Annotated in this window: 21 protein-coding genes; 15 read left to right on the plus strand and 6 right to left on the minus strand. The window is 71.3% G+C overall.

Annotated elements, in window-relative coordinates:
* Positions 1-60: 60 nt before the first annotated feature.
* The 3 genes from ABZT04_RS11585 to ABZT04_RS11595 all read left to right on the plus strand — a co-directional run bounded on the left by ABZT04_RS11585 (position 61) and on the right by ABZT04_RS11595 (position 4,232).
* Positions 61-495 (plus strand): DUF6643 family protein, encoded by a 435-nt coding sequence (locus ABZT04_RS11585; protein ID WP_356055569.1) that lies wholly within the window; start codon positions 61-63, stop codon positions 493-495.
* Between the two features lie 586 nt (positions 496-1,081).
* On the plus strand, positions 1,082-1,687 hold the full coding sequence (locus ABZT04_RS11590; protein ID WP_356055571.1) for a hypothetical protein: 606 nt from the start codon (positions 1,082-1,084) through the stop codon (positions 1,685-1,687).
* Positions 1,688-1,793: 106 nt separating this feature from the next.
* Positions 1,794-4,232, plus strand: a complete 2,439-nt coding sequence (locus tag ABZT04_RS11595) for a right-handed parallel beta-helix repeat-containing protein (protein WP_356055573.1) — start codon at positions 1,794-1,796, stop codon at positions 4,230-4,232.
* Here ABZT04_RS11595 and ABZT04_RS11600 read toward each other — a convergent pair.
* Positions 4,202-6,541 (minus strand): hypothetical protein, encoded by a 2,340-nt coding sequence (locus ABZT04_RS11600; RefSeq protein ID WP_356055575.1) that lies wholly within the window; start codon positions 6,539-6,541, stop codon positions 4,202-4,204. The two genes, ABZT04_RS11595 and ABZT04_RS11600, sit on opposite strands and share 31 nt — an antisense overlap.
* A 289-nt stretch (positions 6,542-6,830) precedes the next feature.
* On the opposite strand from ABZT04_RS11600, the gene ABZT04_RS11605 reads away from it, so the two are divergent.
* Together ABZT04_RS11605 and ABZT04_RS11610 are read left to right on the plus strand one after the other, a co-directional pair.
* Positions 6,831-7,658 (plus strand): DeoR/GlpR family DNA-binding transcription regulator, encoded by an 828-nt coding sequence (locus ABZT04_RS11605; RefSeq protein WP_355924423.1) that lies wholly within the window; start codon positions 6,831-6,833, stop codon positions 7,656-7,658.
* Between the two features lie 70 nt (positions 7,659-7,728).
* Positions 7,729-8,199 (plus strand): SRPBCC family protein, encoded by a 471-nt coding sequence (locus tag ABZT04_RS11610; RefSeq protein WP_356055577.1) that lies wholly within the window; start codon positions 7,729-7,731, stop codon positions 8,197-8,199.
* Positions 8,200-8,270: 71 nt separating this feature from the next.
* Here ABZT04_RS11610 and ABZT04_RS11615 read toward each other — a convergent pair whose 3' ends face one another.
* Entirely contained in the window at positions 8,271-9,395 is a 1,125-nt protein-coding gene (locus tag ABZT04_RS11615; RefSeq protein WP_356055579.1) for a PLP-dependent cysteine synthase family protein, read from the minus strand.
* 323 nt (positions 9,396-9,718) lie between these two features.
* On the opposite strand from ABZT04_RS11615, the gene ABZT04_RS11620 reads away from it, so the two are divergent.
* Complete coding sequence (locus ABZT04_RS11620; protein WP_019058105.1) at positions 9,719-10,042, plus strand: hypothetical protein; 324 nt, start codon at positions 9,719-9,721, stop codon at positions 10,040-10,042.
* 205 nt (positions 10,043-10,247) lie between these two features.
* Entirely contained in the window at positions 10,248-10,856 is a 609-nt protein-coding gene (locus ABZT04_RS11625) for an ATP-binding protein (RefSeq protein WP_356055581.1), read from the plus strand.
* A 214-nt stretch (positions 10,857-11,070) separates the two neighbouring features.
* On the opposite strand, the gene ABZT04_RS11630 is transcribed toward ABZT04_RS11625, so the two are convergent.
* From ABZT04_RS11630 to ABZT04_RS11640, 3 genes are read right to left on the minus strand one after another with little or no spacing between them, the layout of a single operon-like run.
* On the minus strand, positions 11,071-13,632 hold the full coding sequence (locus ABZT04_RS11630) for an FtsX-like permease family protein (RefSeq protein ID WP_356055584.1): 2,562 nt from the start codon (positions 13,630-13,632) through the stop codon (positions 11,071-11,073).
* Positions 13,629-14,378: an ABC transporter ATP-binding protein gene (locus ABZT04_RS11635; RefSeq protein ID WP_356055586.1), complete on the minus strand. Its 750-nt coding sequence runs from the start codon at positions 14,376-14,378 to the stop codon at positions 13,629-13,631. Before ABZT04_RS11635 ends, ABZT04_RS11630 begins: the two co-directional genes overlap by 4 nt.
* Positions 14,375-14,671 (minus strand): SHOCT domain-containing protein, encoded by a 297-nt coding sequence (locus tag ABZT04_RS11640; protein ID WP_356055587.1) that lies wholly within the window; start codon positions 14,669-14,671, stop codon positions 14,375-14,377. Before ABZT04_RS11640 ends, ABZT04_RS11635 begins: the two co-directional genes overlap by 4 nt.
* A gap of 217 nt (positions 14,672-14,888) precedes the next feature.
* Here ABZT04_RS11640 and ABZT04_RS11645 point away from each other — a divergent pair, with 217 nt between their 5' ends.
* Genes ABZT04_RS11645 through ABZT04_RS11675 form a run of 7 tightly spaced genes read left to right on the plus strand, consistent with a single transcriptional unit; the run spans position 14,889 to position 19,609 of the window.
* A complete protein-coding gene (locus tag ABZT04_RS11645) occupies positions 14,889-15,479 on the plus strand; it encodes a TetR/AcrR family transcriptional regulator (protein WP_356055589.1) in 591 nt (196 codons plus the stop codon).
* 12 nt (positions 15,480-15,491) lie between these two features.
* Entirely contained in the window at positions 15,492-15,887 is a 396-nt protein-coding gene (locus ABZT04_RS11650) for a cupin domain-containing protein (protein WP_356055591.1), read from the plus strand.
* Between the two features lie 11 nt (positions 15,888-15,898).
* Entirely contained in the window at positions 15,899-16,483 is a 585-nt protein-coding gene (locus tag ABZT04_RS11655) for a DUF4865 family protein (RefSeq protein ID WP_356055593.1), read from the plus strand.
* Positions 16,477-17,397 (plus strand): phosphotriesterase, encoded by a 921-nt coding sequence (locus ABZT04_RS11660; RefSeq protein ID WP_356055595.1) that lies wholly within the window; start codon positions 16,477-16,479, stop codon positions 17,395-17,397. The genes ABZT04_RS11655 and ABZT04_RS11660 overlap by 7 nt, the downstream gene beginning before the upstream one ends.
* Before the next feature lie 21 nt (positions 17,398-17,418).
* Positions 17,419-17,826 carry a tautomerase family protein gene (locus ABZT04_RS11665; RefSeq protein ID WP_356055597.1) on the plus strand — a complete coding sequence of 136 codons (408 nt, stop codon included), beginning with the start codon at positions 17,419-17,421 and terminating at the stop codon, positions 17,824-17,826.
* A gap of 47 nt (positions 17,827-17,873) precedes the next feature.
* Positions 17,874-18,884 (plus strand): permease, encoded by a 1,011-nt coding sequence (locus ABZT04_RS11670; protein ID WP_356055599.1) that lies wholly within the window; start codon positions 17,874-17,876, stop codon positions 18,882-18,884.
* Positions 18,881-19,609 (plus strand): TIGR03943 family protein, encoded by a 729-nt coding sequence (locus tag ABZT04_RS11675; protein ID WP_356055601.1) that lies wholly within the window; start codon positions 18,881-18,883, stop codon positions 19,607-19,609. The genes ABZT04_RS11670 and ABZT04_RS11675 overlap by 4 nt, the downstream gene beginning before the upstream one ends.
* A 15-nt stretch (positions 19,610-19,624) precedes the next feature.
* Here the strand turns inward: ABZT04_RS11675 and ABZT04_RS11680 are convergent, their stop codons facing one another.
* Complete coding sequence (locus ABZT04_RS11680) at positions 19,625-21,094, minus strand: ketol-acid reductoisomerase (RefSeq protein WP_356055603.1); 1,470 nt, start codon at positions 21,092-21,094, stop codon at positions 19,625-19,627.
* An 88-nt stretch (positions 21,095-21,182) separates the two neighbouring features.
* Here ABZT04_RS11680 and ilvY point away from each other — a divergent pair, with 88 nt between their 5' ends.
* Positions 21,183-22,034 carry an HTH-type transcriptional activator IlvY gene (gene ilvY, locus ABZT04_RS11685; RefSeq protein WP_356055605.1) on the plus strand — a complete coding sequence of 284 codons (852 nt, stop codon included), beginning with the start codon at positions 21,183-21,185 and terminating at the stop codon, positions 22,032-22,034.
* Positions 22,035-22,248 lie beyond the last annotated feature (214 nt).

The following is a 22,248-nucleotide window of genomic DNA, read 5'->3' on the forward strand; positions in this document are numbered from 1 at the left end:
GGAAAACAACCCTCTAATCGGTCTCCCCAACCACCACATCGTGGGCTTAACTTATGTGCCATGACCTCCCCCCGCTCCACTTATGGCGGCGGCTACTACTCCGCCTCCTTCCCGGACACTCCGATCTACGACTCCCTCGTGGCCGAGCGGGGTACCCCGCAGATCGCTCCGATCCGGGTCCCCGCCGCTTACGACATGCCGGGGAGCAACCTGCCCGCGCTGCCGTCGGCACTGCCCGCCCTCCCGGCGGGTCCCTCGCAGGCTTCCTACGGCTACCCGCAGGCGCAGCAGCCCTCTCCGCTGCAGCAGGCGCCCGCCGCCTACATCCCGCAGCAGACCCCGCCGCGCGGCTACCCCATGCAGCAGCAACAGCAGCCGCGTCCGATGGCGGCTCCGGCCGGCTACGAGGCGATGCGTCCGGCGGCCCCCCGGCCCGCTCCGGCTCCGTACCAGCAGGACCCGTACAACAACCAGCAGCAGTACCGCGGTTACTGATCCGCACCCCACTCCAGGGCTTCTCGTCCCGGGAGGCTCTCGTGGAGCCTTGGGGGTCGGGCGCTGATCGACGACGGGGGAAAGGTCGTCACACACCGCGAGCAGCCGCGTCCCGCACCGGCCGCCGCCAGGCTTCTGCCCGGCGGCGGCGTTCGTCTGTCCGCGCACATCCGGTGCGGCGGGCTCACCCGGAAGCGCGTAGTCCGAGTCGACGGGCTGCGGGCCGATTCCCGTGAACCGCCCCCGGCCCGATGCGGTCTGTGGCAGGCACCGCCGTGCGCGGCAAGTAACTGCCGCACGCCGGCCGGGCGCAGGCGCACCGGCGGCAAGCCGATCTTCGGGCAAAACCTGGTGCCCCATCCCCCGGCACGATCCGTGTCGGCGCCCCGGTCCGGCTTCTCGCGTGGGCGGAGTTGTGCCGATGTGGGCCCCGGACGGGAACCCTCTTCGTGGGCCCGGTCGTTGAGATCCCGTGAGGAGTTCATGAGAGGGCCGACGAGAGGTGATTTCGCTCTCTCTTTGCCGGGGCTCTCGGATGAACGGCTGCGCCTGGGGTTATCACGGAGCGGGAAGGGGGTGCGGGACGGTGGGAGCAATCAGGGGTCTGTGGCGCTGGCGGCGCAATCCGCTGCGTCGCGCGACCGATCTGGTCGAGGCCTGGATGGCCCTCGTGGTCCTGCTGGTGGTCGTGGTCGCCGCACCCGTGATCGGCTCGCTCGTCGGCACCGTCGCACAGGACGCCCTGCAGCGGTCGGTGCGGGAGCAGCGCGCGGACCGGCATGTCGTGACGGCCACGGTGGTCAGGAAGCTGAAGGGGGCCGCGCTGGACCCCGACCCCGACTCGGCCACCGCGCGGGACATCCGCAGCCAGGTCCTCGCCCAGTGGACCGCCCCGGACGGCACCGCTCGGCACGGCGCGGTGATGGCGAGCCTCAACACCCCGCGCACGGGCGACCACTTCGCGCTCTGGACGGACCGGCACGGCCGCATAGTGGCCCGCCCGCTGGACTCGGCCACGGCGACGACGCACGCCGTGCTCGCCGGATTCGGTGCGGCGCTGCTGACCGCAGGGCTCGTCGACAGCGGCCGGCGGTTCGTCCTGTGGCGCATGATCCGTCGCAGGTACGCCCGTTGGGACCAGGCGTGGGAGCGGGCGGGCCCGGACTGGGGCCGGACCGGCACCGGTAGCTGACAGCCTTCCGGCTCTGGTCAACCCACCGTCCGCCCGCACGCTACGGTGGACCGGCGAAGGCTTCGGCATCAACCCGCGTACCACGAGGTGGGGGCACAGCAACGCCATGGCACAGGGCACGGTCCAGGTGACGCACACCGGCACATCGCGGTGGCGGCGCCGCACAGGTGAGTACGCGTCGCTCGCCGCCGCCCTGGAGGCCGCGGCCGAGGGAGACGTCCTCACCGTCGCTCCCGGCACCTACCGGGAGAACCTCGTCGTGCAGCGGTCGGTGACCCTGCGCGGCCCCGAGGGTTCGCCCGGTTCGGTGCGCATCGCGCCCCTGGACGGCGTGCCGTTGACCGTCCGTGCCTCGGCGGTGGTCCAGGACCTGCACGTCGAGGGCCAGGACTCCGCCGCGCCCGCTCTGCTGGTCGAGGAGGGCGCACCGGAGTTGACGGATCTGCGGATCGTCACGCGCTCCGCGTCCGGCATCGAGGTGCGCGGCGGCGCCCGCCCCACGGTGCGGCGCTGCACGGTCGACAACCCGGCCGGCATCGGGATCGCCGTACTCGACGGCGGGGGCGGGGTGTTCGAGGAGTGCGAGGTCGTCTCGGCCGGCCAGGCGGGCGTCGCGGTGCGCGGCGGCGGCCACCCGCGCCTGGAGCGCTGCCGGATCCACCACGCCTCGGGGGTGGGCCTGTCCGCGACGGGTGAGAACTCCTCGCTGGAGGCGGTGGGTTGTGAGGTCTACGAGACGCGGGGCAGCGGCGTCCAGATCACCGGCCGGGCCACCGCGCACCTCACCGACTGCGATGTGCACCGTACGACCGCCGACGGCGTCACCCTCGACACCGACGCGGTGCTGACGCTCGCCGACTGCCGCATCCACGACATCCCGGAGAACGCGGTCGACCTGCGCTCCCGCTCGGTGCTGACGCTGACCCGGACGACGGTGCGGCAGTTCGGGCGCAACGGCCTGTCGGTGTGGGACCCGGGCACGCGCGTGGACGCCAACCAGTGCGAGATCTTCGACAGCACGGGCGACTATCCGGCGGTGTGGGTCAGCGACGGCGCCACCGCGGTCCTCGACTCCTGCCGGGTGCACGACGTACCGGACGCGCTGTTCGTGCTGGACCGCGGCTCCCGCGCGGACGTCGTCGACAGCGACATCTCCCAAGTGCGCAACACGGCCGTGTCGGTGAGCGACGGCGCTACCGCGCAGCTCGACGACTGCCGGATCCGGGACGCGGCCACGGGAGCGTGGTTCCGCGACCACGGCAGCGGCGGCACCCTCAGCAACTGCACGGTGGACGCCACCCAGACCGGAGTGATCGTCACCAAGGGCGCCGACCCCACCATCGAGCGCTGCACCGTCGACTCCCCCGCCGAGGCCGGTTTCTACGTCTCCGCGGGCGGCCGTGGCACCTTCCTCGGCTGCCGCGTGACGGGCAGCGGGGGGTACGGCTTCCACGTCATAGACGGTTGTCGTACGACATTGAAGAAGTGCCGTACGGAGCGGTGCGCGCGCGGCGGTTACGAGTTCGCGGACGCAGGACCGGACGCGGGGCCCGGCACCGGACCCGTCGTCGAGGACTGCACCAGCGACGAGAGCGGCAGTCTCAGGCCGCCCACCGTCCATGAGACGGCCGTGGAGACCGCGAGCCAGTCGGCGGGTCTGCTGGGCGCGGTCCCCGGTCAGCGCATCGCCGAGCAGGTACCCCTGGTCACCGCTCCGGAGCCGGACAGGGAGTCCCGCACCTCGAAGGCCGTCCTCGGTGAACTCGACGCTCTGGTCGGCCTGGACAGCGTCAAGCGCGAGGTGCGGGCCCTCACCGACATGATCGAGGTGGGCCGCCGCCGCCAGCAGGCCGGCCTCAAGGCGGCCTCCGTCAAACGGCACCTGGTCTTCACCGGCTCCCCCGGCACCGGCAAGACCACGGTCGCCCGGCTCTACGGCGAGATCCTCGCCTCCCTCGGTGTCCTGGAGAAGGGGCATCTCGTAGAGGTGTCCCGGGTCGACCTGGTCGGCGAGCACATCGGCTCCACCGCGATCCGCACCCAGGAGGCCTTCGACCGCGCGCGCGGCGGAGTGCTGTTCATCGACGAGGCGTACGCGCTCTCCCCCGAGGACTCCGGTCGTGACTTCGGCAAGGAGGCCATCGACACGCTGGTGAAGCTCATGGAGGACCACCGGGACGCGGTGGTCGTGATCGTCGCGGGCTACACGGCCGAGATGGAGCGGTTCCTTTCCGTCAACCCCGGTGTGGCGTCCCGTTTCTCACGGACCATCACCTTCAGCGACTACAACCCCGAGGAACTGCTGAGGATCGTCGAGCAGCAGGCCGAGGAGCACGAGTACCGGCTCGCGGAGGGCGCCTCCGAGGGACTGACGAAGTACTTCACGGCGATCCCGAAGGGCGCCGCGTTCGGCAACGGCCGTACGGCGCGCCAGACCTTCGAGGCGATGGTGGAGCGGCATGCGAGCCGGGTCGCCCAGGTCGAGGAGCCGAGCACGGACGACCTGACCCTGCTCTACGCGGAGGACCTGCCCGAGTTGCCCTGAGGCGGCACCTCGGGCCGCAGCCGGGCCAGCAGCCGCTCGCGTTCCTCGGCGAACGCCGGGTCGGCCTGGTAGTCGGAGTGGCCGAGGATCGGCGCGGGCAGCGGATGCCGGGCCGTACGGCCGTACTCCAGTGGGTCCTTGAGGGGTTCGTGGTCCACCTCGGGGCCGCAGTCGCCGGACACGCGCACCGGGCCGCCGATGGGGTCGGTGAGCCGGTACAGATTGCGCCAGCAGTCGACCTCGCAGTGCAGCCGGTCGAGCGCGGCCGGTCCGAAGTGGGCGGGGAACCAGCGGCCGTAGAGGCGCTCCAGGGGTGAGCCGTAGGTCAGCAGGGCGACTCGTTTGCGCTGGGCCGGCTTGAGTTGCCAGGCCGCGGCGGCGGCGAGGACGCTGCCCTGGGAGTGGCCCGAGATGACGAGACGGCCGCCGGTGGCGTGCGTCCAGGTGGCCATCCGCCAGGTCAGGTCGGGCACCGCGCGCTCGGCGTAGCAGGGCGGGGCGAAGGGGTGCGCGGCGCGCGGCCAGAAGGTGCCGACGTCCCAGAGGATGCCGATGGTGCGCCGCGCGGAGGCGTCCTTGTAGGCGCGCCTGCCCCAGGTCACGAAGAGGATGAAGCCGAGCCCGATCATCCAGGAGCCGAGCCCCTGCGAGGTCTGCGCGGTGCCGTGCACGAAGGCGTATGTCTCCTCCCCCGCCTGCTCGGGTGTCCTGTCGGTGGTGAAGGCGCCGACGAGTGCTCCGGCGCCCAGGAGGAGGGTCGCTGTGGAGATCACGGCGACGAGGAGGGGGCCGCGGTCGGTGAGCGTGGCCATCGCGCGTGTGCTCGCGATCCGGGCGGTGCGCACGTGGTCCTTCCGGCCTCCCGGATAGTCGCGTGCCACGGCGGCCAGTTCGGTACGGCGCAGCCGCCAGGTGCGGCGGCCGAGTCCGGCGCACAGGACGAGGACGACGACGAGCAGCGGCGGGATCACCGAGGCCTGCCAGGTGAGCAGCACGGGCGGGCCCGCGATGGAGGTTCCGGTGCCGTCCAGCCAGTCGGAGACCCGCTGGGACACTCCGCCGGACATCACCCCGCCCAGAGCGCAGGCCAGCATCGTGACGGCCGGTCCGCCGAGGCCGCGCATCGCGGCGCGCGGGTCCGGGCCGGTGCGGTACAGCAGGTGGGCGACCACGGCGAGGGCGATCACCAACAGCCCCTGAGCCAGGGCGATTCCACCGAAGGCGGCGTCACCCGGCAGCCGCCCGGACGACTCCCACCCCGGACGCGACCAGCCGGCGTACAGCAGGGCGAGGAGCAGGAGCAGGAGCGCGCCGAGCGGCAGGCGCCGTACGAGACGGCGGTCGAGCGCCTGGTCGAGGCGGTTCTCACTGCGGCCCCGGCGGCACACCACATAGACCACGCCGAAGGCGACTCCGGCGAGCGCGGTCTCCAGGAGCGCGCCGAGGGTGGCCAGGGTCCGTGTCCCCTCGGGCCCGCGGTCGAAGCGGGACGCCGTGACGGTGACGGCCGCGGCGACCGTCAGGAGGCCGGCCGCGGTGTGGGCGGCGCGCAGCCGGGCCACCAGGCGGCGGCCGTACCAGAAGCCGGGACGGCCCAGCGAGGTGCGGCCGGTCTGGTCGTCGGGTTCGGGTCTGCGGGACATCGGCTGCTGGGACTCGTACGCGCTCCAGGTGCGGCGGGAGAGATACCAGAGCAGGACGGTGAGCGCGGTCGGCACCAGGGCGGCGAGCGCGAGACGTCGGCCGGGCCGGCTCCACCAACTGTCGTGGGACACGGTGGGCGACAGGAAGCCCAGCCAGGTGTGCCGATCGGCGCACGCGCGCGTGCCGGCGCACTGCCAGGCGGCGAGGTCGAGGGCGACCTCGCAGGCCGCCGCGACCAGCAGCACGGTCAGGGTCAGTCCCGCGAGGCGCACCAGCAGCCCGTAGAAGCGCACCGTCCGTTTCCGGCCGCGCGCGGTGGGGCGCATCCAGTGCGCGAGGTTGACGACCATGAACGGCAGCAGCAACAGCCACAGGGCGCGCGTGCCGTTGCCGGAGGTCAGATTGCACCAGACGTAGGCCTCGCGGATCGGTCCGGTGGGCCGGTCGGCCGGGCGGGACTCGGCGTCGACGTCGGTGGCCCGCCGGAAGACGGCTGCCGTGTCGTCGCCGGTGATCCGCACCGTGCGCGGATCACCGAGCATCTCCTCGGGTGTGGCTCCGCCGACTCCGTGGACCAGGAGTTCCAGGGCGGGTTCGGTCTTGTCGGGCCGTACGGCGAGGTCGTCGGCCTCGCTCGCGACGGCGTGTTCCTGCACACGCTCCACTGTTCGCACATCCCCCGTGACGCACCGTCTGCCTGTGTTCGTGTGCTCACCAGGATCGCCCCATCCGGCGCGTCGTACCCGCCCGGTCACCGAATCTCCCCGATCCGTGTGACACGCGAGGGACCGAAGATGTCCGAATGACATGTGCGCGTCGGTACAGGCGGTGGCGCAGGGGTTGCGGTGGCGTGCGAGGATGGGACGTCCGCGCACCGCAGCCGGGGCGAACGTCCTGGTCGGAGCAGGTGCGCCGGACAGTCGGACGGGTCGCGGCGAAAGGACCGGAGCGTACGTGAGTGAGAATCAGAACCTCCTCGCGGAGCAGCGGCGCGCCCTGATCCTCGACGAGGTCCGGCGCCGGGGCGGTGTCCGCGTCAACGAACTGACCCGGAAGCTCGGCGTGTCGGACATGACCGTGCGCCGCGATCTTGACGCGCTGGCCCGCCAGGGCGTCCTGGAGAAGGTGCACGGCGGAGCGGTCCCGGTCGTCGAGGCGAGCACGCACGAGCCGGGCTTCGAGGCGAAGTCGGGCCTGGAGCTGACCGCCAAGGAGGACATCGCGCGGGCCGCGGCCGAACTGGTCGCACCGGGCACGGCGATCGCACTCTCCGGCGGTACGACGACCTACGCGCTCGCGCACCATCTGCTGGAGGTCCCCGACCTCACCGTGGTCACCAACTCGGTGCGGGTGGCCGACGTCTTCCACGCGGCGCAGCGCAGCTCGGGGCAGCGGCAGGGAGCGGCCACGGTCGTCCTGACCGGCGGAGTGCGCACCCCCTCCGACTCGCTGGTGGGTCCGGTGGCCGACCAGGCAATCGCGGCGCTCCACTTCGACATGCTGTTCCTCGGCGTCCACGGCATATCGATCGAGGCCGGACTGTCGACACCCAACCTCGCGGAGGCCGAGACCAACCGCAGGCTCGTGCAGTCCGCGCGCCGCGTCGTGGTCGTCGCCGACCACACCAAGTGGGGGACGGTGGGCCTGAGTTCGTTCGCGGCGCTGGAACAGGTCGACACGCTGGTGACGGACGCGGGGCTGCCGGCCGAGGCGCGTACCGACATCTCGGAGCACCTGCGGCTCGTGGTCGCGGGCGAACCCGGTGACGGGGCAGACATCTGACGGTTCGCCAGCTATCGTGACGTCGCCCGTCCCGGTCAACTTCCCTTATCGGTCAAGGGGGTTCGCGTCCATGGTCAACCGTCTCCGCCCCGTCGGGCTCGACTTCATCGACTCCGCTCCGGTCCGCCTGGTCTTCGTGGCGGAGATGTCGGCCGCGCCGGACGCCGTCTTCCACGCCCTCAACGACGATGTACCCGGGTGGGCAGAGTGGTTCGCTTCCGTGACCCAGGCACGGTCACTCGACGACGGCGCCGGACGCGACATCCGACTCAAGGGCGGCGGGCACTTCAGGGAGACGGTGATCGCGGCCAAGGAGCCGGAGGTGTACGCCTACCGGGTCGACGAGACCAACGCGCCCGGCGCACGCGCGCTCGCCGAGGAGTGGCGACTGGTCCCGGTCGGGGGCGGGACGCGGATCCAGTGGACGTTCGCCACGGACGGGACGGCGGTGTTTCGCGGGGTGGTGCGGATGGCCGGTCCTGGGTTGGGGCGGGCGTTCAAGGGGGCGGTGGCGGCGTTGGATCAGCGGTTGGCTCGTTAGGGGTCGTTCGTCGCCCGCGGATACGTCGTGGCTGGTCGCGCGGTTCCCCGCGCCTGAAGGGGCACTACGGCTCAGCTCGGCCACACGCCCGTCGCCAGCAGTGATTCGATCGCCTCGCTGTACGGTCCGATGTCCAGGCCCTGTTCCGCGAGCCACGCGTCCGAGTAGTACTTGTCGAGGTAGCGGTCGCCCGGGTCGCACAGCAGGGTGACGACGCTGCCGTGCCGCCCCGCCGCCACCATCTCGGCGACGATCTTCAGGGCGCTCCAGAGTCCGGTGCCCGTGGAGCCGCCCGCCCTGCGGCCGATGGCTTGTTCCAGTGCCCGCACTGCGGCGACGCTGGCCGCGTCCGGGACCTTCATCATCCGGTCGATGGCACCGGGCACGAAGCTCGGTTCCATACGGGGGCGGCCGATGCCCTCGATACGGGAGCCGCAGTCGCAGGTGACGTCCGGATCGCCGGTGGTCCAGCCCTCGAAGAAGCAGGAGTTCTCCGGGTCGGCGACACAGACGCGGGTGTCGTGCTGCATGTAGTGGACATAGCGCGCGAGGGTGGCCGAGGTGCCACCGGTGCCGGCCGTGGCGACGATCCACGCGGGCTCCGGGAAACGCTCCAACTCCAGTTGCCGGAAGATGGATTCGGCGATGTTGTTGTTCCCGCGCCAGTCCGTGGCCCGCTCCGCGTAGGTGAACTGGTCCATGTAGTGGCCGCCGGTCTCCACCGCGAGGGCGGCCGACTCCTCGTACATCTTGCGCGAGTCGTCCACGAAGTGGCACTGGCCGCCGTGGAATTCGATCAGGCGGATCTTCTCGGCGCTGGTCGTGCGCGGCATGACCGCGATGAAGGGGACCCCGATCAGCTTGGCGAAGTACGCCTCGGAGACGGCCGTCGAACCGCTGGACGCCTCGATCACCGGGCGGGCGGGCCGGATCCAGCCGTTGCAGAGGCCGTAGAGGAAGAGGGAGCGGGCCAACCGGTGTTTGAGGCTGCCCGTGGGGTGGGTGGACTCGTCCTTCAGGTACAGGTCGATGCCCCAGTGCTCGGGGAGCGGGAACCGCAGCAGGTGCGTGTCGGCCGAGCGGTTGGCGTCCGCCTGGACCTTGCGGACGGCTTCTTTCAGCCAGCTCCGGTAGGCGGCGTCACTGCGGTCGACATCGAGGGTGGCACCGGTCAGGGCCTGTGGGATGGTGCTCACGGCGGGGCTCCTTACGCTTCACGCCGACGGCGCCTCACGCGGCCGACACCTCGATCATAAGCACCTTCCGCACGCTTCTCACCTGCATAAACACTTCTTTGAGAGGGTCAAAGGCACCCTGCGGGGCGATCTCGCCGGATCCGAGGGGGCGCATTTATGCGAGTGCTTCGGGTACTCACCGTGACCGCTCGGTACGTACTGGTGCTCGACGCCCGCGGCGGGCAGACTGCACCGGAGCGGGACGGACGTCCTGAACGGGGGCGCACACTGGATCACGATCACGATGACGATCGACATGTCCTGGAGCAAGGGGGCGGGGAAGCATGGCGGAGCCGGAGTTCACGGCCACGGGCGTGCGGATCGGGAAGCGGCTGCGCTCGCTCACCCGGGCCGGACAGGTCCGGATCAATGACGGCAGGCTGGAGTTGCTCACCAGTTACGGCAGCGAGATCGACAGCGCGCCAGTGCAGGCGGTACGGGCGTCGAAGCCCTGGTTCGCCCCGGAGGATCGGGCACTGGCCGACCTCAACGGCAACCGCTACCTGCTGACCCTCGGCGAACACGACCCCGCACCGGGTCAGCCGGGTCCTCCGGCGGCACGCCGGTTCATCGAGGCCGTACGCAAGGCCGCGGGGCGCGGGGGCTGATTGGCGCCTTGTGGGTTCAGCGGTCGGCCGCGAGTTGCGGGACCGCGCACCCTGCGCCACTCTGGTCTCACGTCACTCTGGGTTTACCGGCGATAACGCTGCGAACCAGCCCGCCGGGCACAACAGCAGGCGGCCGTATCCATTGACCATCCTGCTGGATCCGAAACTCCGTGTTCTTCCGGACCTCAGTCGGGGAGTCGCAGCCGTGACCAGTCACCCAAGCAGACACTGCACGGTGGAGCTCCAAGCCCTGCCGTCGCGGATCGGCCAGGTCCGCAGAATCGTATCTGCGCAGTTGCGCTACTGGCATCTGGACTCTCTGATAGACCGGGCCGCGCTCGGTGTGACAGAGCTCCTCAGCAACGTCCACCGACACGCCCAGCCCGACAAGACGTGCACCGTCGAGATCGAGCTGCTGCTCGACCAGCTCATGGTCTCGGTGCACGACCACGACCCCCGGCTTCCGGTGGTCGGCGACATCGACGAGGTCTCGCCCACGGCGACCTGCGGGCGCGGGCTCGCGATGGTTGCCGCGGTGAGCGAGAGCTGGGGTGTGCGGCCGGACGGGGAGTCCGGCAAGGTCGTGTGGTTCACGCTCAGCGCGGTTGAGCCTGCGGTGGATACGTCGGCTACGGCGGGGCGGCCGCCTCGGCGTGGGGTGGGAGCTGGGGTTGCGGCTGCGGCGGTTGCCGCGGGCGTGGGGGCGGGCGTAAGCGTGGAGAAGTCGGCGCGCCGGTTCGTCACCGAGGTTGAGCAACCTGTCGACGGTCGTCGGCCTCAACACGCTCCCGCCCGGTCGGCCGTTGCCGGTTGATCGGGCGGTGACTGGCTCTTTTGGGGAGTGTGGGCGTCAGGGGCTTGAGGCCTCGTTGCCTTGAGCTTCCTGGGCCCGCGTTCACAACTCCCGTCGCGCGCACCTCCTTTGGTTCGAAGTCGCCTTCGGGGCGCTGGAAGCCGGCGCGCGCCCCTACGGCTCCCTCACGGCCGGCGCGTGGGGACAGTCGGACTTGGTGGGCCCGCAACCCTCGTTACTCCGTGGCGATGGCCCCGAGGATGTCCAGGTGTGCTGCCCTTCGTGCTGGGCGGAGTGCGGCCAGGGCTCCTGCGGACAGGCCGACTATGGCCACTATCAGGAGTTGCAGGGGTGGGATCGCGAAGGCGAAGGTGCTGTCGCTCGCGTTGTCCGAGGCCTTTACCAGGACCCAGCCGAGGAAGGCGCCCAGGGTGAGTCCGCCGAGGGTGCCGAAGGCGGCTACCAGGACCGACTCCCAGCGGACCATGGCCCTCAATTGGGAACGGGTCTGGCCCACTGCCCTCAACAGGCCCAGTTCCCGGGTGCGTTCGTGGATCGCCAGGGTGAGGGCGTTGGCGATGCCCAGCAGGGCGATGAGGACCGCCAAGGCGAGTAGGGCGTAGACGAGGGTCAGCATCATGTCGATGCCGCCGGCCGAGGACTGGGCGTATTCGTGGCGGGTCTGGACTTGGGGGTTGCCGTACTGGGCTGCGATCTCTTGGACCGCGGCCTTGCCCTTGGCCGTGTTCACGCCGTCCCTGAAGGAGACGGCTATGAGGGTGTCTGCATCCTGGGTGCGGTGCGGGGCCCAGGCCGCGCGGGTGATGACGTAGTCGCCGGCGAGTTCGGAGCGGCCGTAGACCGCGCGGACCGTGAAGGTCTTCTTCCTGCCGTCGGTGAAGGTGAGTTGGGCCTTGCTGCCGGTGGTGAGGTGTTGTCGGTCGGCTTCTGCCCTGGTGATGGCTATGCCGGTGGTTCCGAGGGTGGCGAGGGAGCCGTCGACCCTGCCCAGGTCGAAGGTGCGGGCCAGGGCGGTGGGGTCGGTGACTGTCAACGCCCTTCCCTTGCCGTCCACTTCAGCTACGCCTCGGCCAAGTCCTACGGCGGTTCCCACTTCGGGCAACCGGCCGATGGCCCCGGCGAGTCGAGGACTGAGGCCGCTGCCGCCCGCGCCGAAGGAGGGGGTGCTGACTGCCACGTCACCGGCGAAGGAGCGGGCGACGGTCTGATCCATCGTGGCTTTCAACGAGGCGCCGAAGACTGTGAACAGCGACACCACGGCCACGCCGATCATCAGCGCGCTAGCGGTGGCGGCCGTGCGTCGGGGGCTGCGTAGGGCGTTGCGGCGGGCTAGTCCGCCGGTGACGCCGCGGAGTCTGTCGAGGGGGCCGCCCAGGACACGTACCGCCGTCGAGGAGGCGACCGGGCCCAGGACGACGAAGGCCGACAGTGCCAGTACGGCGCCAAGTCCCGCCAGGGGCAAGGACGGTGAGACCAGTACGCCGGTGAGGGTGACACTGATCGCGAGGGCTGCCAGGGCCAGGCCGGTCACCGCGCGGGCGCGGGACGCGCCGGACTGGTCGACGGCCGTCTCGCGCAGTGCGGCCAGGGGTGCGGTGCGGCCGGCGCGTACGGCGGGCATGAGGGCGGAGCCCAGGCAGACGACCGTGCCGACGGCGAGCGGCAGGGTCATCGACAGTGTCTTGATGACCAAGTCGCCGTCAGGGAAGGGGAATCCGATGGCCGGGAAGAGTGCCTGGAGGCCTGCGGCGATACCGATGCCGCCCGCGAGTCCGGCGGCGGACGCGGTCACCGCGACGACGCTCGCCTCGGTGATCGTGGCCGCGGTGACCTGGCGGCGGGAGGCGCCGAGGGCTCGCAACAGGGCGTTCTCGCGGGTGCGTTGGGCGATGACGATCGCGAAGGTGTTGTGGATGGAGAACGTTGCCACGAGGAGGGCTATGCCGGAGAACACCAGGAGGAAGGTGGTGAAGATGCTCAGGAACTGAGAGGAGATCATGTCTGTGTTCTCCTGCGCCGACTCCTGACCGGTGATCGCCTCAACTCCCTTGGGGAGGTGGGGAGTCAGGCGGTCCACCAGTTGTCGCTGGGTGATGCCCGGGCCCGCGCGGACGCTGATGCTCGATGCCTCGCCGGGCCTGGCGGTGAGGTACTTCTCGGCGTCGGCCTGGGTCATACCGGTGAACGTCACCTGTGCCATGCCGTCCTCGCCGCCGAAGGTCGCGAGGCCCACGATCGTCACCTTGACGGGGTCGGGTGTGCGCAGGGTCGTCGTGTCACCGATGTGCAGGTGCGCCTTGTCGGCGGCGCCTCGGTTGATGACGACCTCCCCGGGGCGGGTTGGAGTGCGGCCTTCGGCCAGCCGGTACGGGTTGAGTTTCGGGTCGGTGATCCAGTTGCCGGCGAGGGTAGGTGGGCCCTGGCCGCCGACTGGTGTGCCGTCGGCGCCGACCAGTTGGCCCGCACCCTGGATGCTGGGGGCGGCTGCCGCGACGCCGGGGACCCGGTCGAGGGTCCTGGCCAGGGACGTGCTCACCGGTTGCCGTACGCCCTGGCTCTCGCCGGGTGTCGTGATGGCGTCGGCGCTGCGGACCACGGCGTCCGTGCCGCTGGTCGCGTCGCCGAACATGGTGTCGAAGTTGGCGCGGAGGGTGTCGCCCATGACGAGGGTCCCGGCGAGGAAGGCGACCCCGAGGAACACGGCGAGGAACGTACCGGCGAAGCGCCTTTTGTGGGCCCTCAGGGAGGACATGCTCAGGTGTACGGACGCGTTCATGACCTCACCTCGAAGGCCTTGAGGCGGTCCAGCACCTTGTCGGCCGTCGGGGACTCCATCCGGTCCACCAGACGTCCGTCGGCGAGGAAGACGACCTCGTCCGCGTGGGCGGCGGCCACCGGGTCGTGGGTCACCATGACGACCGTGCGGTCCGTCTGCCGTACGGCTCGGCGGAGGAGTCCGAGAACCTCGCCGCCGGAGCGGGAGTCGAGGTTGCCGGTCGGCTCGTCGGCGAAGACGACCTCGGGCCGGCCGGCGAACGCCCTGGCCACGGCGACGCGTTGCTGCTGCCCGCCGGAGAGTTCGGAGGGGCGGTGGTGGAGGCGGTCGCGCAGGCCGACGACGTCGACGAGCGCGTCGATCCACTCCCGGTCGCCCCTGGCTCCGGAGAGGTCCAGGGGCAGGGTGATGTTCTCCGCGACGGTCAGCGTCGGGATCAGGTTGAACGCCTGGAAGACGAAGCCGACGCGGTCGCGGCGCAGGAGGGTGAGGCGCCGGTCGTCGAGGGAACCGAGTTCGGTGTCGCCGATGTAGGCGGCGCCGGAGCTGAGCGTGTCGAGGCCGGCCGCGCAGTGCATCAGGGTGGACTTGCCGGAGCCCGAAGGGCCCATGATCGCGGTGAAGCGGCCGGCCGGGAAGTCGACGCTCACCCCGTCCAGGGCGCGGACGGTGGTGTCGCCGACGCCGTACACCTTGACGGCGTCGACGACCCGCGCGGCCGTGCGGGTGGTGGTCGCGGTGGTCATGCCGGCCCGCCTCCCTTGCCGATGCGGCCGAACTGCTCGTCCAGGACGGACAGTCGGCGCCAGTACTCGTGCTCGTCGATCTCGCCGGAGGCGAAGCGGCGGCCGAGCACGGCGAGCGGGGAGTCGCCTGTGGGGCGGGGGTCGGTCGGCGCGCGCCACGGGCCGCCGCGACCGTGCCGGCCGGCGCGGCGCAGGACGGTCACCACGCCGACCACCACGGCCGCCCAGATCAGCGGGAAGAGCAGGATCCACGGGCCGGGGCCGCCACCGTTCCAGTTCGCCAGGGTCTGCATGTCGATTCATCTCCTAGGAGCCTGAAGCCCTGCAGGGCCTTCGTGTGAGGTTGTTCGTGATGTATCGAGACTGGCTCCGGGGAGGGGGTCGGGGCGTCGTACGGGCAGCGGCAGTGCGGGTACCTCCTGGGGAGTACGCGGGTTCGTTCCGGCTGCTCCTCAAGGTCTCGACGTCAGGGTCTCGACTTCTGTACCTACTGGTATGTACAGTCGGCGCATGAGCACCCCGGAGCGACTGATCGAGTCCACCCGCGAGCTGCTGTGGGAGCGCGGTTATGTGGGCACCAGCCCCAAGGCGATCCTGGAGCGCGCGGGCGCCGGGCAGGGCAGTATGTACCACCACTTCAAGGGCAAACCGGATCTGGCGCTGGCGGCGATCCGAAGGACGGCCGAGGAGTTGCGGGCCACCGCCGAGGGAGTACTCGACGGACCCGGCTCGCCGTACGAGCGGATCGAGGCGTATCTGCGGCGCGAGCGGGATGTGTTGCGCGGGTGTCCGGTCGGGCGGCTGACGATGGATCCGGATGTCGTCGCCAGCGCCGAGCTGCGTGAGCCGGTGGACGAGGCTCTCGACGCGATCCGTGAGCGGCTCGCCGGAATCGTCGAAGAGGGCAAGGAACAGGGGCAGTTCGGGCCCGAACTGGACGGTGAGGAGATCGCGGCGACGATCCTCGCGACCGTGCAGGGTGGTTATGTGCTGGCCCGCGCGTCCGGCTCGGCGGCCGCGTTCGACGCGGGTATCCGGGGGCTGCTCGCCCTTCTCTCCCCCATGTCTTCGCCATCCACCTCCTCCATGTCATCCCGATAGGAGTCCACGGACGTGCAGATCACCAGGAAGCACCGCGACACACGGCAGGGCCCGGCGGAGAACTTCACCGGCACGGTGTGGCTCGACGAGGTCGCGGCGCCCGGGCCGCCGTCCCGGATCCGGATGTTCAGCGTGCACTTCGCGCCCGGCGCGCACACCGCGTGGCACACCCACCCGCACGGCCAGGTTCTGCACGTCCTTGAGGGCGAGGGGCTGGTGCAGCGCAAGGGCGGTGCCGTCGAGCCGATCCGCGCGGGCGACACCGTGTGGATCGAACCGGGCGAGTGGCACTGGCACGGCGCCGCACCGCGCACGTTCATGACGCATCTCGCGGTCGTCGAGGCGGCCGAGGACGGCACGACCGCCGAATGGCACGAGCACGTCGACCCTGCGGACTACCCCGCCTGAGGAGGCACTTGATGTTTGCCATGCAGTACGAACTCACCCTGCCCGCCGACTACGACACGGGAATCATCCGGGGCCGGGTCGCGCGGATCGGTCATCTGCTCGACGACTGGGACGGCCTCGGCTTCAAGTCGTTTCTGCTGCGCGAGCGCGGAGTGCATGGCTCGCCGGTCAACCAGTACGCCCCCTTCTACCTGTGGAACACGGTGGAGGGCATGAACCGCTTCCTCTGGGGAAGCGCCTTCCAGGGGCTCGCCGACGACTTCGGGCGCCCCCAGGTGCTGCGGTGGACGGGCCTGGCCTACGAGGAGGGCGGCGCCGCGGGCTCCCCCGCCGCCGTCGCGGTGCGCAACCGGCGGCGGATACCGGAGGGGGTGGAGCTGGCCGCGGTGATGGCGGACGCGGTGAACGAGACCCGGCGGCTGGCCGGGGAGGACGGCGCGGTGCTCACAGCGGCGGCCGTCGACCCGCACGGCTGGGAGCTGGTCCATTTCTCGCTCTGGGAGCACGAGGCGCCGAAGGCGGAGGGGGACGTGTTCCAGGTGCTGCACCTCTCGCAGCCGGGTCGGGGCGCGTTGCCGCGCGGTCAGCAGTGGTGAGTGAAGTCGCCGCCGTCCGTACGGTGTTGGGGGATGTGGACCCGGGGACGCTGGGTGTGTGCGACGCGCACGATCATCTCTTCCTCCGCAGTCCTCGGCTTCCCGGCCAGGAGTTGGGCGACGCCTCCGCCGCGCGGGCCGAGTTGGCCGCGTTCCGTTCCGTCGGCGGGGACAGTGTCGTGCAGTGGACGCCGTACGGGATGGGGCGCCGGGTGGCCGATCTGCCCGTGCTGTCGCGGGCGACGGGGGTGCGGGTGGTCTGCGCGACCGGGTTGCACCAAGCGGCCCACTACAGCCCCGAGTTGCTCGAAGGTCTGCGCGGCAGGCTGGCCGAGGTGTTCGTCGCCGAGCTGACGGAGGGCATCGGGCCGTCGGGTGTCCGCGCCGGGTTCATCAAGGTCGCGGGCGGCTTCCACGGCCTTGACGCGCACGCCCGTTGGACGATGACCGCGGCGGCCGCGGCCCACCGTGCGACGGGCGCTCCCATCGCCGTCCATCTGGAGCTGGGCACGGGCGCGCTCGACGTACTCGACCTGCTGTGCGGGGAGTTGGGGGTCGAGCCGCGGCGGATCATTCTCGGTCACCTCAACCGCTCCCCCGACCTCGTGGTGCAGCGCCAGGCCGCCGAGACGGGCGCCTACCTGGCCTTCGACGGTCCGTCCCGTGCCCACCACGCCACGGACTGGCGGATGCCGGACGGCGTCCGGGCCCTCGCCGAGTCCGGCTCCGCCGACCGCCTCCTGCTGGGCGGCGACACGGTGGTCGCCGACGCCCGCTCGGTGGACGGCGGCCCGGGCATGCCGTATCTGCTGCGCCGGGTCGGGCCAAGGCTCGCGCTGGAGCTGGGTGAGGAACTGGTGAGGCGCATCTTCACGGAGAACCCCGCGCGGGCGTTCGCCGTCAACTGGCCCTGAGAACACGGGAGAAGAACCGGCATGCCCTTCGTACGCATAGACGCGCTGCGCGCCGACCCCGCACGGCTCGACGCGCTCGGCCGTGCCGTGCACGACGCCCTGGTGGAGACGATCGGGATTCCGGACGACGACCGGTTCCAGGTCCTGGTCGGTCACGACGGCACCCACAGCACCCTCCGGTACGGCGACTACCTCGGTGTGCGCCGTGACGAGGGCATCGTGTTCGTCGCGATCACCATGCGCGCCGGGCGCGGCCCCGACCGTAAGCGGGCGCTGTACCGGCGGATCGCGGAACTCGCGCACGCGTACGCGGGGACCGAGCCGCGGAACGTGTTCGTCACCGTGACCGAGAACGCGTCGGTCGACTGGTCGCTCGGCGACGGTGTCGCGCAGTACGCCCCCACGGCGGAGCCGGTCGTCGACGGCTGACGGGCGCCCGCTATGTTCGACGCGAACATCGAACATGTGGAGCTGGTGTGCAGACGACGGTGGAGCCGCCCAGAGAGGCGGAGGCGGAGGTCGCGGCGGCGGGGTGGCCCCGGTCCTGGCCGCTTCTGTTGTTGGCGGCCGCTGTCGTTCCCGGTCTGGTGCTCTTCTCGGTCGGGCGGTGGCTGGACGCGCCGGCCGTGCAGGCGTGGCGGACCGTGTGTCTGGCCATCACCACGCAGGCGCTGCCCTTCTTGTTGTTGGGTACGGCGCTGTCGGGGGCGATCAACGCGTTCGTTCCGGCGCGGGTGTTCACGAAGATGCTGCCCAGGCGGGCCGCGTTCGCCGTCCCGGTCGCCGGGGTCGCGGGAGTGGTGCTGCCGGGCTGTGAGTGCGCGTCGGTGCCGGTGGCGAACAGTCTGATCGGGCGCGGGGTCACGCCGGCCGCCGCGTTCGCGTTCCTGCTCTCGGCGCCCGCGATCAACCCGGTCGTCCTCACGGCCACCGCGATCGCGTTCCCCGCCAGCCCGGTCATGGTGCTGGCCCGGCTGCTCGCCTCGCTGGCCACGGCCGTGGTGATGGGCTGGCTGTGGCTCTGGCTGGGGCGTGAGGAGTGGCTGCGGCCGGCCGTACGGCATGCCGGGCATCGGCCGGGGCACAGTCGCTGGACGGAGTTCCGGACCGGCTTCCAGCACGACTTCCTGCACGCGGGCGGGTTCCTGGTCATCGGTGCGATGGCGGCGGCGACCTTCAATGTCGCGGTGCCGCGCTCCGTGCTCGACACGTTCGCCGGTTCGCCCTGGCTGTCCGTGCTCTTCCTGGCCGCGCTCGCGATCATCCTCGCGGTCTGCTCGGAGGCCGACGCGTTCGTGGCGTCCTCACTCACAGGCTTCTCCCCCACTGCCAGGCTGGCTTTCATGGTGGTGGGCCCCATGGTGGACCTGAAGCTGATCGCCCTCCAGGCGGGCACGTTCGGCCGGGCCTTCGCGGCCCGCTTCTCCGCCGCCACGACGGTCGTCGCGGTCCTGTCCAGCGCGCTGATCGGAGCCGTACTGCTGTGAGACGCCCCCTCCAGGTGACCCTGCTCGTCCTCAGCGGCCTGGGCCTGCTGCACGCCTCGCTCTTCACCGACCTGTGCCTGCGCTACGTGAAGCCGAGCATGCGCCCGATGCTCGTCGCCTCGGGGTTCCTGCTGATCCTGCTCGGCATCGCCGAGGCGTGGTCACGGCGGAAGCCGGTCGCAAACGAGGAGCACGCCGGCCACAACCACTCCAGGGTGCCCCGCGTCGCCTGGCTGCTCTTCTTCCCCGCGCTCAGCCTCCTCTTCTACGCCCCACCCGCCCTCGGCGCCTACACCGCTTCCCGCGCCGCGCCCAAGGCCGTCGCCCAGCAGGACTCCTTCGATCCGCTGCCCGCGACCTCGCCGCTGCCGATGACCCTCACCGACTTCACCACCCGGGTGCAGCAGGACCGCAAGGGGTCCATCAAGGGCCGCACCCTCCAGATGACCGGCTTTGTCACGCCCGACAAGGCGAGCACCTACTGGGACCTGACGCGGATCATGATCTCGTGCTGCGCGGCGGACGCCCAGTCCATCAAGGTGCGGGTCTACGGCATCCCGGCCCTGGCCGCCAACACCTGGGTGACGATCACCGGGACCTGGCACGCGGGCGGAACCCTGGGCACCAAGTCCGCCCCGGCCGCGCTCGACGGCGTCACCGTCGAGAAGGTCGCCAAGCCGGTGAACGCCTACCAGGACGCGCTGCCGTTCCCGGCCTCGCGCTGACCTGACCGGCCGGGGCTAGGCCACCGAGATGTCCACGGACGGCCGTAGTTTCGCCGCGGCGGCCAGTGCCTCGTGCATGGGGTGGCTGTCGAAGGCCGTCAACAGGGCTTCGTCGGCGGGCAGTTCGGCGGCCGGGTAGGCGATCTGCTCGTAGGCCGCCTGGAAGCGGGGTCCCCACCGGCGGGCGCCAAGGCGGGCCGTGCGGGAGCAGTTGTCGACCATGTACGCCACATCGCGGGCGTGCATGTAGGGCAGCAGGGAGTCGACCGCCTCGATGACGGACTCGTTGACGATCTCCGACCAGGGGTGGCCCCGTTCGGCGAACTCGTCGACCTGCGCGGTCATCGTCGCCACGAACACGCCCGCCGTGAACGGCTCGACGGGCAGGGCCCGTTCGGCCCGGCGCACTCGCACCTCCGCTCCCGCGGCCCACATCGGTGAACCCCCGATCCGGCTCATCTCCCGTGCCCCGAGCCGCTGTTCGGCCAGGACGACGCTGCGCAGTTCGGTGCCGTCGGCGACCTCGTCGTAGATCTCGGCGACGATCTCGCGGGCGGGATCGTAGGTCGCCGAGTACGCGCGGTCGAAGATCTCCCGGCCCGCCGGGTCCAAGTCCTCGCGGACGGCGCGGAGTCCGACGCGGGAGATGGTGCGGGCGACGGGTCCGGTGACGTTCTCGCAGGAGCGCTCGTACGCGGTCACCGGGTCGTCGCCGCTCAGGCGGTAGCGCGTGTAGAGGCTCTCGACGATGCCGTGCACGGCACCGAGCAGGATGGCGCGTTCGCCCACGATGTCGGAGCGGTACTCGCTCTCCAGGGTGGTGCGGAAGGTGTACGGCGAGCCGAGCGCCACCGACCAGCCGAGCGCACGGTCCGTGGCCCGGCCGTCGGGGTCGGCGTGGACGGCGTAACTGCTGTTGATACCGGCGCCGTTGATCTCCGCGCCCTGTTCGTAGAGGCGGCGCACCGAGTCGCCCATGCCCTTGGGACAGACGGCGATGACGGCGTGTCCGGGCGGGAACTCGCCCCCGTTCTCCCGGAGATGACCGAGGAGGAAGCCGTGGGAGAGGCCGATGGTGGCGCCGGGCTTGAGTGCGGCGAAGATCTGCTCGTGGTGGGCGGCGAGGGCGGCGTCCGCGATGAGCAGGATCACGAGGTCGCTGTCGGCGGTGACGGCGAGCCAGTCGCCGAGGGTGCCGTCCGCCTCGGTGAAGCCGTGGGCGCGGGCGTCGGCGGCGGAGGACGAGCCGGGGCGCAGGCCGACGCTCACCCGGATGTCCGTACCGGCGAGGGAGTCACGCAGGTTGCGGGCCTGGGCGCGGCCCTGTGGGCCCCAGCCGATGACGCCGATGCGGCGGACGCCGGCGAAGGCCTGCGGGAGCAGCGGGAAGAGGTGGCGGCCGCCGCGCAGGATGGTCTCCGTGCCGCCGGGCACGTCCATCGTTTCGAGGGGGAAGACGGCGGAGGTGTGCGTGGTCGAGGTCATGGTCGAGTTGTAGGCTCCGGGCGAGTGTTGCGGCAAGCGCAACATATGCAGCGGGCTGTTGCGTGAAGCGAAAGGGCCAGGTCACGGTATGCGGGACGATCACCGGGAGTTGCGGCTCTTCCTGCATCTGGCGCAGACGCTGAACTTCGGGCGGACGAGCCTCGACTGCCATGTCAGTCCGGCGACGCTCACGCGGACCGTGCAGCGGTTGGAGGCCGACCTCGGACACCGGCTGTTCGACCGTGGCGCGCGCGGGGTGTCCCTGACGGCGGAGGGGCATCGCTTCCGTGCATACGCCGTCCAGGCACTGGAGTTGTGGCGCGCCTACCGCGAGGAGCATCCCGACCCCGCCGAACTCACCGGCCGCCTCGCCCTGTTCGCCACGGTGACCGCCTGCCAGGCCTTGCTGCCCGACCTGTTGGCGCCCTTCCGGGCCGCCCATCCCCAGGTGCGGCTCGATCTGCGCACCGGCGACGCGGCGGCGGCGTTGGCCCGGCTCGACGAGGGCGAGGTGGACGTCGCGGTCGCGGGGATCCCGGCGCGACTGCCGGAGCCGCTGGTGAGCCGGACGGTCGCGGTGACCGACCTGGTCCTCGTCACCGCGCGCGACCGCCCCGACCCCGCTCTCGACGGCCCGTTCGTCCTCCCGCACCGGGGCCTGGTCCGGGAGGCGGCCGACCGCTGGTTCCGAACCCGGGGCACGACCCCGGACGTAGCCGCTGAACCGGACGGCCACGAAAGCCTGTTGACCCTCGTCGCGCTGGGCTGCGGCACGGGGGTGGTGCCCCGCCTGGTGCTGGAGTGCAGCGCCGTACGGGAACGCCTGACGGTGCTCCCGGCGGACCCGCCCCCGGACCCATTCCCGATCGGGCTGTGCGTACGGCGGACAGATCTGCGCCGCCCGCTGGTGGCGGCACTGTGGAGCCTGACGGCGCGGTAGGACCGCCGGATGGCCGGTGGTCGGTCGCGGACGGGCTGGTGGCCGGTCGAAGGCTGGCCGGTGGTCAGTCGAGGACCGCCCGGTGGTCAGTCAGAGGCTGGCCGGTGGCCGGTCAAGGTCAGGCCTGCGGCCGGCTGAGACCGGGCCGGCCGACGATCGAGACCTGGCCAGCGGCTGGACGAAACCGCCCGCCAAGCGATCAAGTCCCAGCCCA

It is taken from the genome of Streptomyces sp. NPDC005492 (genome assembly GCF_040605995.1).
In the GTDB taxonomy this organism is placed as follows: domain Bacteria; phylum Actinomycetota; class Actinomycetes; order Streptomycetales; family Streptomycetaceae; genus Streptomyces.

What these genes read in the sequence shown, in the direction of transcription:
- ABZT04_RS11585 (WP_356055569.1), top strand. Translation starts at nt 61, where the DNA reads ATGACCTCCCCCCGCTCCACTTATGGCGGCGGCTACTACTCCGCCTCC.
- ABZT04_RS11595 (WP_356055573.1), top strand. Translation starts at nt 1,794, where the DNA reads ATGGCACAGGGCACGGTCCAGGTGACGCACACCGGCACATCGCGGTGG.
- ABZT04_RS11610 (WP_356055577.1), top strand. Translation starts at nt 7,729, where the DNA reads ATGGTCAACCGTCTCCGCCCCGTCGGGCTCGACTTCATCGACTCCGCT.
- ABZT04_RS11620 (WP_019058105.1), top strand. Translation starts at nt 9,719, where the DNA reads ATGGCGGAGCCGGAGTTCACGGCCACGGGCGTGCGGATCGGGAAGCGG.
- ABZT04_RS11630 (WP_356055584.1), bottom strand. Translation starts at nt 13,632, where the DNA reads ATGAACGCGTCCGTACACCTGAGCATGTCCTCCCTGAGGGCCCACAAA.
- ABZT04_RS11635 (WP_356055586.1), bottom strand. Translation starts at nt 14,378, where the DNA reads ATGACCACCGCGACCACCACCCGCACGGCCGCGCGGGTCGTCGACGCC.
- ABZT04_RS11640 (WP_356055587.1), bottom strand. Translation starts at nt 14,671, where the DNA reads ATGCAGACCCTGGCGAACTGGAACGGTGGCGGCCCCGGCCCGTGGATC.
- ABZT04_RS11645 (WP_356055589.1), top strand. Translation starts at nt 14,889, where the DNA reads ATGAGCACCCCGGAGCGACTGATCGAGTCCACCCGCGAGCTGCTGTGG.
- ABZT04_RS11655 (WP_356055593.1), top strand. Translation starts at nt 15,899, where the DNA reads ATGTTTGCCATGCAGTACGAACTCACCCTGCCCGCCGACTACGACACG.
- ABZT04_RS11665 (WP_356055597.1), top strand. Translation starts at nt 17,419, where the DNA reads ATGCCCTTCGTACGCATAGACGCGCTGCGCGCCGACCCCGCACGGCTC.
- ABZT04_RS11680 (WP_356055603.1), bottom strand. Translation starts at nt 21,094, where the DNA reads ATGACCTCGACCACGCACACCTCCGCCGTCTTCCCCCTCGAAACGATG.
- ilvY (WP_356055605.1), top strand. Translation starts at nt 21,183, where the DNA reads ATGCGGGACGATCACCGGGAGTTGCGGCTCTTCCTGCATCTGGCGCAG.